This window comes from Saccharothrix sp. ALI-22-I, assembly GCF_001984175.1.
Lineage (GTDB): Bacteria > Actinomycetota > Actinomycetes > Mycobacteriales > Pseudonocardiaceae > Actinosynnema.
In genome coordinates, this window is the sequence record NZ_MTQP01000061.1 from 25,186 (window position 1) to 39,763 (window position 14,578).

General features: G+C 70.1%; 12 protein-coding genes and 2 pseudogenes. 3 read left to right on the forward strand and 11 right to left on the reverse strand.

The annotated features are described in order from the left end of the window. Positions 1-34: 34 nt before the first annotated feature. Positions 35-802, forward strand: a complete 768-nt coding sequence (locus tag ALI22I_RS20700) for an SDR family oxidoreductase (RefSeq protein WP_077007196.1) — start codon at positions 35-37, stop codon at positions 800-802. 144 nt (positions 803-946) lie between these two features. On the opposite strand, the gene ALI22I_RS20705 is transcribed toward ALI22I_RS20700, so the two are convergent. The 7 genes from ALI22I_RS20705 to ALI22I_RS49435 all read right to left on the reverse strand — a co-directional run bounded on the left by ALI22I_RS20705 (position 947) and on the right by ALI22I_RS49435 (position 8,579). After that, positions 947-2,569: an FAD-binding protein gene (locus ALI22I_RS20705; protein WP_077007197.1), complete on the reverse strand. Its 1,623-nt coding sequence runs from the start codon at positions 2,567-2,569 to the stop codon at positions 947-949. 245 nt (positions 2,570-2,814) lie between these two features. After that, positions 2,815-4,341: an aspartate aminotransferase family protein gene (locus ALI22I_RS20710; protein WP_077007198.1), complete on the reverse strand. Its 1,527-nt coding sequence runs from the start codon at positions 4,339-4,341 to the stop codon at positions 2,815-2,817. Beyond that, positions 4,338-5,201 carry an alpha/beta fold hydrolase gene (locus ALI22I_RS20715; RefSeq protein ID WP_077007199.1) on the reverse strand — a complete coding sequence of 288 codons (864 nt, stop codon included), beginning with the start codon at positions 5,199-5,201 and terminating at the stop codon, positions 4,338-4,340. The genes ALI22I_RS20710 and ALI22I_RS20715 overlap by 4 nt, the downstream gene beginning before the upstream one ends. Next, positions 5,198-6,532 carry an FAD-dependent oxidoreductase gene (locus ALI22I_RS20720; RefSeq protein WP_077007200.1) on the reverse strand — a complete coding sequence of 445 codons (1,335 nt, stop codon included), beginning with the start codon at positions 6,530-6,532 and terminating at the stop codon, positions 5,198-5,200. The genes ALI22I_RS20715 and ALI22I_RS20720 overlap by 4 nt, the downstream gene beginning before the upstream one ends. 342 nt (positions 6,533-6,874) lie before the next feature. Beyond that, on the reverse strand, positions 6,875-7,702 hold the full coding sequence (locus ALI22I_RS20725; protein ID WP_077007201.1) for a hypothetical protein: 828 nt from the start codon (positions 7,700-7,702) through the stop codon (positions 6,875-6,877). 307 nt (positions 7,703-8,009) lie between these two features. Further along, positions 8,010-8,345, reverse strand: coding sequence for a PIG-L family deacetylase (locus tag ALI22I_RS20730; protein WP_083751884.1), 336 nt, complete (start codon positions 8,343-8,345; stop codon positions 8,010-8,012). 24 nt (positions 8,346-8,369) lie between these two features. Further along, positions 8,370-8,579: a YfhO family protein gene (locus ALI22I_RS49435; protein WP_143532348.1), complete on the reverse strand. Its 210-nt coding sequence runs from the start codon at positions 8,577-8,579 to the stop codon at positions 8,370-8,372. A gap of 179 nt (positions 8,580-8,758) precedes the next feature. On the opposite strand from ALI22I_RS49435, the pseudogene ALI22I_RS55615 reads away from it, so the two are divergent. Next, positions 8,759-9,052 (forward strand): annotated as a pseudogene (locus tag ALI22I_RS55615) (RNaseH domain-containing protein); the annotation flags it as partial. Positions 9,053-9,388: 336 nt separating this feature from the next. Here ALI22I_RS55615 and ALI22I_RS20735 read toward each other — a convergent pair. Together ALI22I_RS20735 and ALI22I_RS55620 are read right to left on the reverse strand one after the other, a co-directional pair. Then, entirely contained in the window at positions 9,389-9,640 is a 252-nt protein-coding gene (locus ALI22I_RS20735; RefSeq protein WP_077007203.1) for an SDR family oxidoreductase, read from the reverse strand. Next, positions 9,582-9,746 (reverse strand): annotated as a pseudogene (locus ALI22I_RS55620) (SDR family NAD(P)-dependent oxidoreductase); the annotation flags it as partial. The gene ALI22I_RS20735 and the pseudogene ALI22I_RS55620, both read right to left, overlap by 59 nt. Here ALI22I_RS55620 and ALI22I_RS20745 point away from each other — a divergent pair. Further along, positions 9,718-10,041 carry an aldo/keto reductase gene (locus tag ALI22I_RS20745; protein ID WP_077007204.1) on the forward strand — a complete coding sequence of 108 codons (324 nt, stop codon included), beginning with the start codon at positions 9,718-9,720 and terminating at the stop codon, positions 10,039-10,041. The pseudogene ALI22I_RS55620 and the gene ALI22I_RS20745 overlap by 29 nt on opposite strands. 160 nt (positions 10,042-10,201) lie before the next feature. Here the strand turns inward: ALI22I_RS20745 and ALI22I_RS20750 are convergent, their stop codons facing one another. Both ALI22I_RS20750 and ALI22I_RS20760 read right to left on the reverse strand, forming a co-directional pair. Then, the gene (locus ALI22I_RS20750) at positions 10,202-11,497 is read right to left on the reverse strand and encodes a ricin-type beta-trefoil lectin domain protein (RefSeq protein ID WP_077007205.1); all 1,296 of its coding nucleotides are present in this window, start codon (positions 11,495-11,497) and stop codon (positions 10,202-10,204) included. Between the two features lie 627 nt (positions 11,498-12,124). Continuing rightward, positions 12,125-14,449 (reverse strand): beta-L-arabinofuranosidase domain-containing protein, encoded by a 2,325-nt coding sequence (locus ALI22I_RS20760; protein WP_077007207.1) that lies wholly within the window; start codon positions 14,447-14,449, stop codon positions 12,125-12,127. Between the last annotated feature and the right edge of the window lie 129 nt (positions 14,450-14,578).

Genomic DNA, 14,578 nt, shown 5'->3' on the forward strand with positions numbered 1-14,578 from the left:
GAAACACCCGAGATCAGAGATCGGAGATCCCTTCATGGGAGCGCTCAACGGTAAGACGGCCCTGGTGACCGGAGGCAGCCGCGGCATCGGGCGGGCCATCGCCCAGCGGTTCGGCAGGGACGGAGCGCTGGTCGCGGTTCACTACGGCAGCAACGAGGCCGCGGCGAAGGAGACGGTGGACTCGATCGAGCGGGACGGCGGCAGGGCGTTCGCCTTCCGCGCCGAGTTCGGGCAGCCCGGTGACGCGGCGGCCCTGTGGGAGGCGTTCGACCAGCAGGTGACCGCGTTCGGCGAGCCGGGCGTGGACATCATCGTCAACAGCGCGGGCATCGCGGGCGCCGGCCTCATCCACGAGGTGACGGAGGAGGCGTACGACCGGGTCTTCGCCATCAACGTCAAGGCCCAGCTGTTCGTCACCCAGCTCGGCCTGGAGCGGATGCGCGACGGCGGTCGCATCGTCTTCATGTCCTCGGGCGTCACCAAGGTGGCCTTCCCGATGATGACGGCGTACGCGGCGTCCAAGGGCGCGATCGAGGTGCTGTCGCTGACCCTGGCCCAGACGCTCGGTTCGCGCGGCATCACGGTCAACACGGTCTCCCCCGGCACCATCGAGACCGACATCCACCCGTGGCTCGCCGACCCGGAGCTGAAGAAGGGCGCCGCTGCGTACTCGGTCTTCAACCGGGTGGGCCAGCCGGACGACGTGGCCGGAGTGGTCGCGTTCCTCGCCTCGGACGACTCGCGCTGGGTGACCGGCCAGAACATCGACGCCTCCGGCGGCTCGGGCCTCAGCATCCTCTGACGGACGGACCGACCGGCGTGACGAGGACCTCGGGAGTGCCAGGGTCGCCCTGGGCACTCCCGAGGTCCCGGTCACACCGGCGTCGGATCACCGCGGCGTCGGATCACCGCGGCCTGACATCGCCCGCGGCACGCCGCCACGGCGTCACGGCAGCCGGATGCCCAACCGGTGGGTGAAGTGGTCGTTCGGGTCGTACCGCTTCTTGGCCTGCTGGAGCCGCGGGTAGTTGCCCTTGAAGTACAGCTTGTGCCAGGCGACACCGGACGTGTTCAGCGCCGGGTCGACCGGGTCGGCGTCCTGGTAGTTGATGAACATGCCGTCGTTCACGCCGCCCAGCCCGGGGACACCGCCCGTCGAGGCGTGCATCTCGGAGTACCAACGCCGGACCCACGCGAGGTTCTTCGCGTCCTCTTGGGGCGTGGCCCAGAGCGAGAGGTAGAGCGTCTTCATGACGGAGTCCCGCTGCGGCAGGGCCGTCGCGTCGGAGCTCGGCAGGTTGGCCGCGCCGCCGTACCCGGCGATCTCGGCCATGCCGGCCGGGTTGTCGAACGCCGGGTCGGTCAGGTTGCGCCACATCGCCTGGAGCTGGGCGTCCGGGAGCGCCCGGCGGACGTAGGACGACTTGGCCTTGAACCGCCCCTTGCCCTCGAAACCGGAGCCGCCCAGGCCCGCCCAGCTGAGCACGTGCGGCAGCCAGTCGACCCGCCGGCGGACGTCGACCCGGTAGGTCAGGCCGGTGCCCGCGACCACCGCGGCGAGGAAGTCGTCCAGCAACCGGTCCGCGCCGGCGACCGACGCAACGACCTGGCTGCTCAGCAGGAACTCGCCCGCCGAGCGGTGCCGCGGCTTGATGGCCGCGAACAGGTTGGCGTGCGGCGTGCCCGCCGCCGAGTGCTGCTCGTGCCACAGGCTGAAGTTCTTGATCAGCAGGGAGAACGCCGCCTCGGTCATGCCGTTCCAGGAGAACGCGACCTCGGAGAGGATCAGTTCGCGGGGTGCGCGCGGGAGCATGGTGGTGGGGTCGTTGCCGATCGCGTTCGGCGAGCGGAACCAGTACTTGGTGACCACGCCGAAGTTGCCGCCGCCGCCACCGGTGTGCGCCCACCACAGGTCGCGGTTGGCGTCGCGGGCCTCGCGGGTGGCGACGATCCTGCGCACCGTGTCATCGGCGTCGACCACGACGACCTCGACGGCGTAGAGGTGGTCGACCGTCGCGCCGTGCAGGCGGGACAGCGGGCCGTACCCGCCACCGGCGATGTGGCCGCCCATCGTCACCGTCGGGCAGGTGCCGGCCGGGATGGTGGTGCCCCACCGCTCGTACAGCGCCTTGAACACCTCCCCCACCGTGACGCCCGGCTCGACCGCGATCGCGCGCATCGACGAGTCGTGGTGGATCGCCTTCATGGCCGAGGTGTTGACGTTGACGCGGACCGGGGCGGCGGTGTGGAAGTCCTCGTAGCAGTGACCGGCGCTGCGGGGGGCGAACTTCTTGCCGCTCGCGACGGCCTCGCTGACCGCGTGCACCACCTCCTCGGCGCGGTCGGCGAGCAGCACGTAGTCCGGTGTGCCCGCCCAGCGCCCGTTCGCGCTCGCGGTCAGGCTCGCGTACAGCGGGTCGCCGGGCAGCACGGTGACGAGGCCGGACTTGGCGGCGAGGTCGCCGGCGGCCGACGCGGGGACCGCGCCCCAGCCGACCACCGGAACCGCGAGCGCCGCACCACCGGCCACCACACCCTTCATGAAAAATCGACGCGATAACTCCGTCATGGCGGCATTCTTCCTTCGTGGATTCGAATTCGGGGAGAGGATTCACCCGAGAGCACCCGAAGGCTACAACGGCAATTATCATCGACAGGTAATTGCGCCCTAATCCGTTGTGGACGGTGACCGGAAAGGCACGCAGCGTGTTAACCGAGGATGGCTCGCGCGTGCAGCGTAGTCGATCAGTCACGCATCGGCACAAAACAGGGGGTGGGCCGCCGAAGCGGTCCCACCCCCTGCGGCCTGCGGTGTCAGGCGATCGGAGCGAACTTCGCGCCGTCCAGTTCGTGAATGGACCGGCACGTGTCCAGCAGGGCGGTCCGCAGCCTTTCCAGTTCTTCGTCGGTCACGTACACCGACGGTTCGAATCGCAGCGTGTCGACCGCGCTGGAGGTCGGGAACAGCCGGATGCCGTGCTCGCGGAGCAGGTACCCGGCCACGAAGTAGCCGAAGAACCCGGATCCCGCGACGCCGCGCAGCTCGGGCGACCCGGACGCGGACTGGTCGTGGAACTCCAGGCCCGCCATGAGGCCCCGACCGCGCACGTCCTTCACCACGTCGGGGAACCGCGCCCGCACGTCGCGCAGCACGTCCAGCAGCTTCCCGCCGCGCTCGGCGGCGAGCCGGTACACCGCGCCGTCGTCGCGCTCCAGGATCTCCAGCGTCTTCCTGGCGATCAGGCAGGAGAAGCTGTCCTTGGCGAACGTCGAGCTGTGCATCATCTCGAAGTCCCGCAGGTAGCGGGACTCGCGGATGAGCAGCACGGCGGCCTTGGCGACACCGCCGCCCAGGCTCTTGGCCAGGGCGAAGTAGTCGCCGCGCAGGCCCAGGTGCGCGCTGGACAGGAACCTGCCGGTCCGGCCCATGCCGCTCTGGATCTCGTCGACGATCACCGGGATGCCCAGCTCGGCGCTGACGGCCTGGACGTCGGCGACGAACTCGCGCGGCAGCTCGTGGATGCCGCCCTCGCCCTGGATGGGCTCCAGGACCGCGGCGACGAACAGCGGGAAGTCCCGCTCGACGACCCGCACCGCGCCGTCGACCACGACCAGGTCCAGCGCGGCGACCCGCTCCTCGTCGACCGCCTTGCGCAGCGCGCCCGGCACGTCCACTGGCACGAACCGCGCCTGGGCGGCCATCGCCCGGAACACCGCGCGGTAGTCCGGGTTGAACGTCAGCTGCACGCTGCCCGCGAGCTTGCCGTGGAACGAGCCGATCGGCGCCAGGTACACCGGCGAGCGGCCGGCCAGCTCCTCGTTGTGCCGGACCACGCCGGCGACCTGCCCGGCGAGGTCGGGCGCGGAGACCTCGCCGCGGTCCACCGCCGCCGTGGCCGCGGCGATGTTCGCCTCGACCTCGGCGCGCAGCGTGCCCACCCGGACGAACCGCTCGAACTCGGCGTGCTTCATGGCCGCCTCGATCGCCTCCGCGCCGCTGTTGGCGAAGATCGCGTAGTACGACTCGTCGTCGTCCAGTTCGCGCTTGACGATCCGGTTCAGCTCGGCGGCCACGTCGTTGGCGTAGGAGTGCCGGGAGAACTGGGCGTGGATCGGCGTCCCCGCGGCGAGCAGCGCCCTGGCGTGCTCGACGACCTCGGTGTTGCCGTGCCCGAGCAACGTCGACCCGTAGCCGCCGACGAAGTCCAGCGCGGCGACCTCCTGCCCGTCCCGTTCGTAGTACAGGGTGTCGCCCTCGCCGCGGGTGTACTCGACGTCGAGGCCCGCGGTGGCGAGCACGCCCAGCAGGTACGGCTCGGCCAGTTCTCGTTCGGCGGTCATGACACTCCCGTCACGGTGTAGCGGTGGCCGGCCACGCGTTCGATGATCTCCGCCGCGACCACGTCCGGCGCCTGCTGCGGTTGCCAGTGCGAGGTCTCCCGGAGCGTCACCAGCTTGTAGGGCCCGGTGACGTGCTTCGCGGTGTCCTCGGCGGCCAGGGTGCTCACGGCGACGTCCCGCACGCTCCAGATCAGCGTCGTCGGCACCGGCACCGGGCCGAAGCGGAACGGCTCGCCCACCAGGTTGTTGGCCCGGTACCAGTTCAGCGCGGCGTGGAGCACGCCCGGCCTGCGGTGCGTGTCGACGTCACGCCTGATCTGCTCGGGCGTGAGCACGTCGTCGCCCGCCTGCCGGAACCACGCCCACAGCTCCGCGGCGTCGTCGGCCAGGAAGTGCGCGGCGGTGTCCTCGGCCATCAGGAAGTCGACGTACTGCGAGCTGTGCCGCTGCTCCTCGTCCACCTCGAAGGCGTGCTGGTAGGCGTCCAGGTGCGGGATGGCCACCGCGGTGAGCGTGTGCACCCGGTCGGGGTGCCGGGCGCCCAGGTACCAAGCCACCGCCGCGCCCCAGTCGTGCCCCACGACGTGCGCCTTCGCCACACCCAGGGCGTCGAGGACGCCGAGGGCGTCCGCGGCGAGGTGCGGCAACGCGTAGGCGGCGACCCCGGTCGGCCGCGCGCCGTCGGAGTAGCCGCGCTGGTCGGGTGCGATCGTGCGCAGCCCCGCCCCGTGCAGGATCGGCACGACGTCGGCCCAGGACTGCCGGTTGTGCGGGAAACCGTGCAGCAGCAGCACGGCCTCGCCGTCCTCCGCGCCCGCCACGTCGACGTCGAACACCAGGTCGTTCGCCTTGATCTTCACGCTCGCCCCTGCTCGGTCAGTTCGAGGACGCGCGCTTCGAAGGCCGGCTCGTGCAGCACGTCGAACGGGTCGACCACGCCGATGACCCGCGCGTAGACGCGCGAGACCTCGTCGTCGAAGCTGGCCGCGTGCTGCACCCGCGCGACGTACTCGTGGATGTGCTCCAGTTCCGGCGTGCGCTCCCCCTCCACCTCGGGGAACGAGAGGTCGGCGCCGACGGCCATGTCCCAGCAGCCGTCGACGGCCTCGGTCGCTAGATCGTCGAAGTAGGCGGCGGTGTCGATCTCGCCGGCGACGGCGACGTGCCGCCCGAGGACCAGCGACTCCATCGCCGAGACCGTCATGCCCTGCGCGTAGCTGGGGTTGAAGCTGCACACCGCGTCGCCCATGACCAGCAGGCCGGCCGGGAAGTCTGTCATCCGCTGGTAGTGCCGGCGCAGGTTGGTCGGGAACCGGTAGGCCACCGGATCGTCGAGCGGCTCGGCGGTCTGCAGGACTTCGTGGATGTCCGGCGCGGCCAGCGACTTGACGAACGCCATCACGCCGTCCGGGTCGATGCCGGGGTGGTCGCCCAGGATGCCGTAGGCGGTGAGGATCGCGCGGTCGCCGTCGATCTTCTGCAGGATCGCGCCGCGCGGCACGCCGGCGGACGCCACCGTGTTGATGGAGATGTTGCCCTCGAACGCCTCGTCCCGGACGCGCCAGTGCCGGGTGGTGTACCCCATCCCGATCTTGTGCTTCTCCTCCTCGACGCGGCCGTAGCCCCACTCCTCCAGCCACACCGGCGTCCGCGAACCGCGCCCGGACGTGTCGATCACCAGGTCGGCGGGCAGCAGGGTCTCGTTGGCGCCGTCGGGCATGATCCACACGCCGGTCACGCGCTTGCCGGTCTCGGCCAGGTCCAGCCGGAGGATGTCCGTCTGCTGCACGAACGTGACGTTCGGCAGCAGCAGGACCCGGTCGCGCACGTGGCGCTCCAGGAACGGCCGGCTGGCGCACAGCGCGACCAGCCCGGACTCGACCTGCGCGAGGCGCCTGCCGTTGATGATCCACCGGACGTCGTCGGCGACGTCGCCGATCTGCGCGCCTTCCGCGACCATCGCCTCGGTGATGCCGGGGAAGTGCTCCTCCACGATCTGCTGGCCGCGCGAGAGCAGCCCGTGCAGGTGGTGCCCCTGCGGCAGACCGCGCCGCAGGAGGTTGGGACCGGTCAGGTGGTCGCGATCGACCACGGTGACCTGGTCGTAGACGTCGCTCAGCACGCGGGCGGCGAACAGCCCGGCCAGGCTGCCGCCGAGCACAACGGCCCGGTTCACACCACGGTCATCCATAAGGTCATCTCCTCGAATCCTCGACGGGACCAGGCCCGGTAAATTCGGCTGAATACGGTCCGCAAGTCGCCGCGCCGTTATCCACACCATTCCACCGTCTGCTCATCGCCGGGAAACGGCATTTGCCGAACACGATTACCAACGCGTGAGATCCGCCCCGCCGCCCGGCCCGGAAAAACGTTATCGGGAGCCGTCAGGCGCAATTCGGGTCAGCGGTCGGGCGTCATCGGGAGCGTGCACCAGGGGCCGAGGCGACCTCCGGTCCGTCGAGGACCGTGCTCGTGCGGAGGCGGCCGTCCGGGCAGTGCACCACCGCCACCGGGCAGCCGTCGGGGCCGGTGGTCAGCGCCGGTGTCCCCGTGGTGAACAGCCCGGTGTCGGTCCAGCCGGTGAACCCCGAATCGGGCGCGCCCGCTGCCGGCAGGCGGTGACGCGGCCACCGGCGTCGCGGCCGAGCAGGAGGATGAGCCCGCGGGCGAGCGGCGCGGCCACCGGGCCGGTGCCGTCACCGCCCAGCCCGGTGGGCGGTGCGCTCCACGTTCCCGACCGGGTGACGTAGACAGTGCTCGCCGCGCCCTCGTCGGCGCGGTAGAAGACCTCGGCGCGACCGTCGTCGTTCAGCGCGGCGGTGGGTGGGCCGGTCACCGCCGCGTCCACCAGGGCGACCGGGCCGGACCAGCCCGCGTTCAGGGCGTCCTGCGACCACCACAGCACGCCGGTACTGGTGGTGGCGAACAGGGCCATCCGGCCATCGGGCCGGGTGACCACGGCCGGCACGCCCTGGACGTCCGGGCCGCCGCCGAAGTCCACCCACGGCGAGAAGGCCCCGTTCGGCTCGGTCTGGTACGCGGTGCTGATCCCGCCGCCGGAGTTCTTGGCGAACACCTCCAGCCTGCCGTCGGCGTTGGCGCCCACCGCGAGGGTGGCCGCGAGGGCAGCGCCCCCGATGTCGACCGGCGCACGCCACGACCCGCCCGGTGCACGCTGCCGCCACCCGAGCACCGGTCCGCCGCGGACGCAGAAGGCGTGCGACCGCCCGTCGCCGTCGGTGCCCGCCCACGCGTCGCCCGGGTCCCAGCGGCGGTAGGTGCGACTGCTCCAGCCGGGTTGGCCGACGGCCACCAGATCGAACCGAGCATAGGTGTCGAACGCCTCGGCCTTGTCCCGCACGACGGCGGACGGACAGGTTCACCGCGCAGTCGGCGGTGTTGTAGCAGCGGTGCTCCACCAGTGGGGCGTGCGCGCGGCCCTCCAGCGCCTGGCGGGTGAAGCGGACCACGGCCACGTGATCGTCGTGGTCGCCGCGCAGGTGGGGGTCGGGGTCGCCGTCCAGCGTGCAGACCACGGTCGGCGACATGCGCCAGCGTCGCCAGGGCAGTGCGCAGGTCCTCGGCGCGGTACTCGTAGCCGCGCCGCACCGGTGAGCCGGGGTACACCAGGGTGTGCGCGACGGCGTCCGGATCGGTCCACATGCGCATCAGGGCGTTGGGCTGGAGGTCGTCGCCGCCGTCGGGCAGGGCGAGCAGCACCAGGTCCACGGTCGGCCGGTCCACCAGCACGTCCCGCTCGACCCGGCGGCCCCGACCACGAGCCACCGGTGGTCCCAGCGGTCGCGCACGCCGGCGATGCGGGCGTAGGCGGCGCAGGCGCCCAGGCGGCGTGATTCGGCGTAGTCCTCCCGGCGACCGCCGTTGCCGTTGAACTCACCCGCGCTCACGACCACCACGCGGGTCGGTGCGCCCCTCCGGATCGCCAGCGCGGTGTCGGGGTTCACGAACAGCAGGTCGTCGTCCGGGTGGGCGACGACGCACAGGTGCCGTTGGTGGTCACGACCGCATCACCAGGCGTCCCGGACGCCGCGCCGGCGCCGCAGCCACCACCACACCGCGGTGTGCCCCAGCGTCGCCGCGATGCCCAGGACGACGGCCCACGCGCCGATCCGCAGCCCCGGTTCGGTGAACGACAGCCGCAACACGTGCTCGCCCGGCGGCACGTCCGGCCCAGGCCCTGCGCTGCCCGCGATTCCTCCGGGGTCAGCCCCTTTCACGGGCACCCGCGGCGTGCTGGTGGGCACGCACGACCCAGGACCAGGACAGTGCTGCCACTCGCGCACGCTTCTCCAACGCGGTCGACGACCTGCTGCGGCAACTCGGACTACGACCCACACCCCTGCCGGCCCCGGTCCGCAGCACGGTGACACGCCCGCCTGCGCTCATGGCGATCTGGATGATGCGCCCCGGCCGGCGGAGTGCAAACCATCCACGACGCCCTGTACCCATCGCAGTCCGCACCACCCCGGACGGTCGACACATCTTCATCCGCACGCCCGCCACCAGCTGGCAGCCCCTGGCGCCAGCACTGCTGGACCCAAGGTTGCGACTGACCGAGCACGACTACGAGTTCACGCGAGAGGACTCGATCCACTTCATCAGGACTGCCATCGACGATGCCGTCTCCAACCACCCCGACACGTTGCTGCTGACCCACGCGCAGAACTTGCGTCGCACCTGGGGTGAAGTCCCGTCGGCCCCTCGTGGGCGTCGCACATCGACACGGGCAAACCGTGACATTCGGCTACCTGGCCGGCGGCACCTACGATCCCGGCCCGACCAACGGCAGGGTCAACGGCACCGAGTGCACCACATGGCCGCCGCCTACTCCGACCGCCCGCGAAGTCTCGTCGCAGGCGTAGGGCTCACTGACGACAGGGAAAGCGCCCTTCTACTCGTGACCGCGAATGCTCGGCAGGCGACGGACAGCACGGCTCTCGAGACCGGCGCCGTCGCCGACCAACAGGGGCTATCGCCCGCCGATCATGCGATGCCCCCCGGCCAAACAGCGCGACCGAATCCGGCGTCAACGCCGTCGGAGGCCACCGTCGACGAGGTGGACCTGGCCGGTGATGAACGAGGCCTCGTCCGAGGCGAGGAACGCCACGAGGTTGGCCACGTCCTCGGGGGTCTGCTGTCGCTTCAGGTTCTGGGTCTGGGTGTAGTGCTCGAAAACCTCCTCGGAGAGTTCGCGCAGAGTCGTGGGAGTGCGGGACGACGCTTGGGGCCAGGGCGTTGACCGTGACGTCGTAAGGGGCCAAGTCCGTCGCCAACGCATGGGTGAAGCCGTTGATGGCGCCCTTGGCGGAGACATAGGCGACGAACGCCGCCGGGGCCTCCCGCACGATCGCCCCGGTGGCGGCCGTGCAGAACAACTTCCACATCGCTCATCGGGAGGAGACCGCCGTCCTGGACGCCTGCGCCGCCGACGGCACCGCGTTCGTCCCGTTCTTCCCGTTGGGCGGCGGCCGGACCGACCTCACCGACGACCACCTGGTCAAGGTCGCGGACCGGCATGGGGCCACCGTCTCGCAGATCGCCCTGGCCTGGTTGCTGGCCCTCTCCCCCGTCGCGCTGGCCATCCCGGGCACCGGCTCCCTCGCCCACCTGGAGGAGAACATGGCCGCCCGTGCCATCACCCTCACCCCGGACGACCTCGCCGACCTCACCCGTGAGTGACAACGTCATCGTCATGACCGGCGCCGCCGCCGACGGCAACGACTGGGCGACATCCTCAACGAGTACCACCACGCCGCCTGACCTGCACAGACGATATTTTCGGCAAGCACAGGGGTGAGGACAGCCGCGCGGCGGTGGCGGCTGTCCTCACCCGGTCCGGTCAGGCTTTGGCCCAGCGTTGGTTGACGGCGTTGTTGCAGGTCGCCACGTTGACGGCTGAGCTGTTGGCGGTGCCGTTGACGTCAAGGCACAGTCCGGTTTGGACGCTTGTGATGGTGCCGTTGTCGTTGACGTTCCACTGTTGGCTGGCGCCGCCGTTGCAGTCCCAGATGCGTGTGCGGGTGCCGGGGCCTGCGTTGGCGGGCACCTCCAGGCATTTGCCCAACACCTGCAGGGCTTTGTTGTTCTGGGTGAACTGCTGGTTGGCGTTGGCGTGGCAGTCCCAGACGATCATTTGGGTGCCGTTGGTCGAGTTGGCGCCGTTGACGTCCAGGCATCGGCTTGAGGATTCGCTGCGCAGCCGGAACGGTGGTGGAGTGGGTGTCGTGTCTCCGGTGAAGAACCACCATACCTCTGGCGAAGTCCAGCTTCTCCAGCCATCGCCACCGCCGTCGATGGGGCCGGGGGTGTGTCCTCCGTCGAAGGCGGCCCACACCACTGGATATCCGGTGCGGCACCCTGAATAGGTGGTGGTGATGTGGGTGCGGCTGCCCGCCGCGGGCTCGGGCGCGTTTTGCGGGGTACAGCCGTTGTTCCTGACGAATGTGTCCCGAAGGCCCCGTCCACCTCCGATGTTGTCGCTGATGCCGTGAATCCCCATGTATGCGACCGGTTGAGTGCCGCCGCTGCAACCGCTGATACCTGCGCCGGAGTAGACCGCGACCGCACGGAAGGTCGTGGCCCTGGCACATGCGAGTGCGTAGCTCATGGCGCCTCCGTAGCTGAAGCCCAGTGCGAAGCGCTGTGCCGTGTCGACACACAGGTCGTTCTCGATCCGCCTGATCATGTCGTCGACGAAGGTTACGTCCTGGCCGCCGGGGTTGGCCCAGCCGTTGCCGTTGCCCTGGGGCGCCACGAAGATCGCGCTGTTGTTCGCGCTGTCCGCCAGTCGCCGCAGGCCGTAGTAGGACCAGTTGTAGCCGTCGGATCCGCCTGAGTCGACGTCGTTGGCGGTGCCGCCATACCAGTGGAACCCGAAGATCAACCGGTACTGGCGGGTGTTGTCGTAGTTGTTGGGAATCCTCAGGATGAAAGAGCGGTTCTGGCCGCTGCTCTGAATCGTGTGCGTACCGCTGGCCAGTGTCGGGGTCTTGCCGCAGCCGGGGGACGCGGCGAGCGTGCCGGTATCCGTGGGGGTGGGTACAGGCCGGGCGTCGGCCACACCGACACTGGCGAAAACCAGTGCGACGGCGGCGATCGGCGTCCACCACCGGCCGAGGTGGTGCGTTTGTTTCATGGGTGTGCTCCTGTCTGCTGGGGTTCAGGGCAGGGTCCAGCGTTGGTCGAGCTGCCGTGGCAGGTCCAGATGATCAGCTGGTGCCGTCGGCGGTGCTCGCTCTGTTGGCGTCCAGGCACTTGCTCGACTGAGGGTTGACCAGTGGACCGTTCGTGCCGGTGGTCCAGTTCTGTGCTCCGCTGCCGTTCGAATCGCCCAGCTTGAAGGCGGCCACAACGGCGCTGGAGTACCGGCCGAACGGAGCAGCAGACGGCGTCACCATCGGGCGGAATGGATCTGCAGGGGCATGATTCTCCTTCGTCGTTGAAAGCACCGTCCGATATGGGAGCGCTCCCCGTCACCTGCGGGGATGGGATTTTCGGCAGGCACAGCGGACCCCCGATCCGCCGTCGCCCCGTGCTCGATGGCGTCGAGCAGTGACTGCGCCTGTTGGCGGACTCCCGCCCGCGCGGTGGCAGTCGGCTTCACCCCATGTCGGCGAGCATGTTGTCCAAGTCGGGTAAGTCGTCTCCGTTGGGCTCCATGGAACCGCCCTTCGTCGCACACTTTGTGCTGATCCGGGGATCATTAGCCGCTGACACGCTGCCGGTGCCTGTGCCGCGCGGGGCGACGGGCACCGGCAATGCTCTACGCGCCGTTGGGCACCAGGCGCCAGCGGTTGTCGGCGGAGCCGTTGTCGGAGTCCTGCACGACCTGGGCGCCCGCGCTGGTGGAGCCGTTGAGGATGCCGAGCAGCTTGCCGCTGTTGACGTTGCGGATCTTGTGCGTGCCGTCGCCGTTGTCGACCAGGGTCCACTTGTGGTCCGCGGTGCCGGTGTCGGACCACTGCAGGACGCGGGCGTTGTCGGCGGTGGACATGTTCTCCACGCCGAGCACCTTGCCGCTGTGGACGTTGCGCAGCCTCACGTTGCCGCCGTCGGTGACCAGCTGCCAGTTGTGGTCGGCGGTGCCGTTGTCGTGCCACTGCACGGCCAGCCCGCCGTCCGAAGTGGACATGTCCTTGACGCCCAGGACCATGCCGGTGCCGACGTTGACCAGCCGGTGACTGCCCGAACCGTTGCTGCCGCCGGTGTTCCAGTAGACGGTGTAGTTGTAGCCGTGGGCGTCGTGGAACGGGCCGAGGTTGACCGTCTCGCCGTTCGCGGTCGCGGTGAACGCCAACGCCGAGGTGCTCGTGCGGGTGATGGAGCCGACGTTGAGCGACGGGAGCGCGGACAGCGTCCGGTTGCCGTAGTTGCCGGCCAGGACGGCCGGACCGTAGGTGATGGCGGCGATGCCGGAGTTGTCCTTGGCGGGCTCCACGATCACGCGCATGGGCACGCGCAGCGTCACCACGTCACCGGAGGTCCACGAACGGGTGAGGCTCGCGTAGCTGCCCGGCGTCGCGGTGACGTTCTGGGCGACGCCGTTGACGCTGACGGTCGCGCCGCTGGTCCAGGCCGGGATGCGCAGGCGCATGGTCCACGACCCGCCCGCGTTGCCGGTGACGGTGAGCGTGGTGGTGTCGCTGCTGGGGTAGGTCGTGGTCTGGGTGACGGTGATGTTGCGTTCCGCCCAGGTCAGCACCGACGGGGTGTAGAGGTTCACCGTCAGCGTGGTGCCGCTGCGGAAGTAGATCGAGCCGGCCAGGGAGGTGTTGACCTCCAGCGCGGTGCCCTGGCAGCACCAGAACGTGCCGTAGTCGGTGCTCCAGTTGCCGCCGCCCCAGGCCGGTCCGGTGTTGCCGCGCCGGTGCCCGGGGTTGAGACCGGTGAAGTAGCAGATGTGGCCGCGCGGGTCGGCCGTGTTCTGCTGCCCGATCAGGTGGTTGAGCAGCGCGCGTTCGTAGAAGTCGAAGTAGGAGGCCCGGTTCGGGTCCAGCAGCCACAGCTCGCGGGTCAGCTTGAGCATGTTGTAGGTGTTGCACGCCTCGGCCGTGTCGGTGTTGAGGTAGGCGGCGATGGCGTTGGGCGCGCGGAAGTGCTCGGCCTGGCTGTTGCCGCCGATCACGTAGGTGTGCGCGCCCACGGTGATGTCCCACGCGTTGGACGCGATGTCGCGGTAGCGGGTGGTACCGGTGGCCTTGTACTCCCGGGCCGCCCCGATCCACTTCGGCACCTGCGTGTTGGCGTGCAACCCGTTGAGCCGGTCCTGGCCCGCGGCCAGCGGATCGAACACGGCGGCGTGGTCGAACCGCTGGGCGGTGGTGAGCCAGCGCTGGTCGCCGGTCTGCTGGTACAGATCGGCCAGCACCGCGTTCATGCCGCCGAACTCGGTGCGCAGCACGTTCTGCATCTGGCTGTAGGACAGCCTGCCGGTCCGCCAGTCCACCCAGCCCGCGAACCGCAGCAGCACGTCACGCGCCTGCGTGCTGCCCACGTACCGCCACACGTCCAACAGACCCGCCAGCGTCTTGTGCAGCGAGTAGTACGACACCGACTTCGGCGAACCCGCCTCCATCGCGTCGAAGTCCGACTCCGGGAACCCCGACAGATAACCGGAGTTGAACCCCGCCGCCGAGTTGTTCGCCTGACACCTGGCCAACTCCGCGACCATGTAATTCGCCCGATCACGGCACGCCGTGTCACCCAGCACCGCCCACGCCTGCGCCCACGCGCTCAGGAAATGCCCCTGGCTGTGGGTGCGGAACGGGAAGTTCGGCGCCTCCCAGCCGCCCAACGCCGCCGCACCCTGCGTGGACAGGCGGTGGTTGGCGCGGAAGTTGTACAGCAACCGGTCGACATCGACGAACCGCAGGTAGGACAGCGTGCGGTTCTGGTTGTCCAGCCAACGGCCCGACGTGAGGCGGACCTCGCTGAGGTCGAACCCGGCGGCCGACACACCGATGTCACCGCGGACCGGTGGCACCGCCGCGGCCGAAGCCGACCCGGTGAACAGCGACGGCGCACCGGTCGCGACAGCGGCGACACCGGCGGCCTGGAACAGTCTGCGCCGACTCAATGGAGAGGACATGAGGTGCTCCTGTGCGTTGTCGGAGTCATTCTCGGTACGGACCCGGCGGCGGACGGGCGGCTTCAGGCGCGGGCACGGCGGCCGATGTGTCGCAGGTCGGGGCGGCCCGGAGGTCCCGGGCCGCCCCGG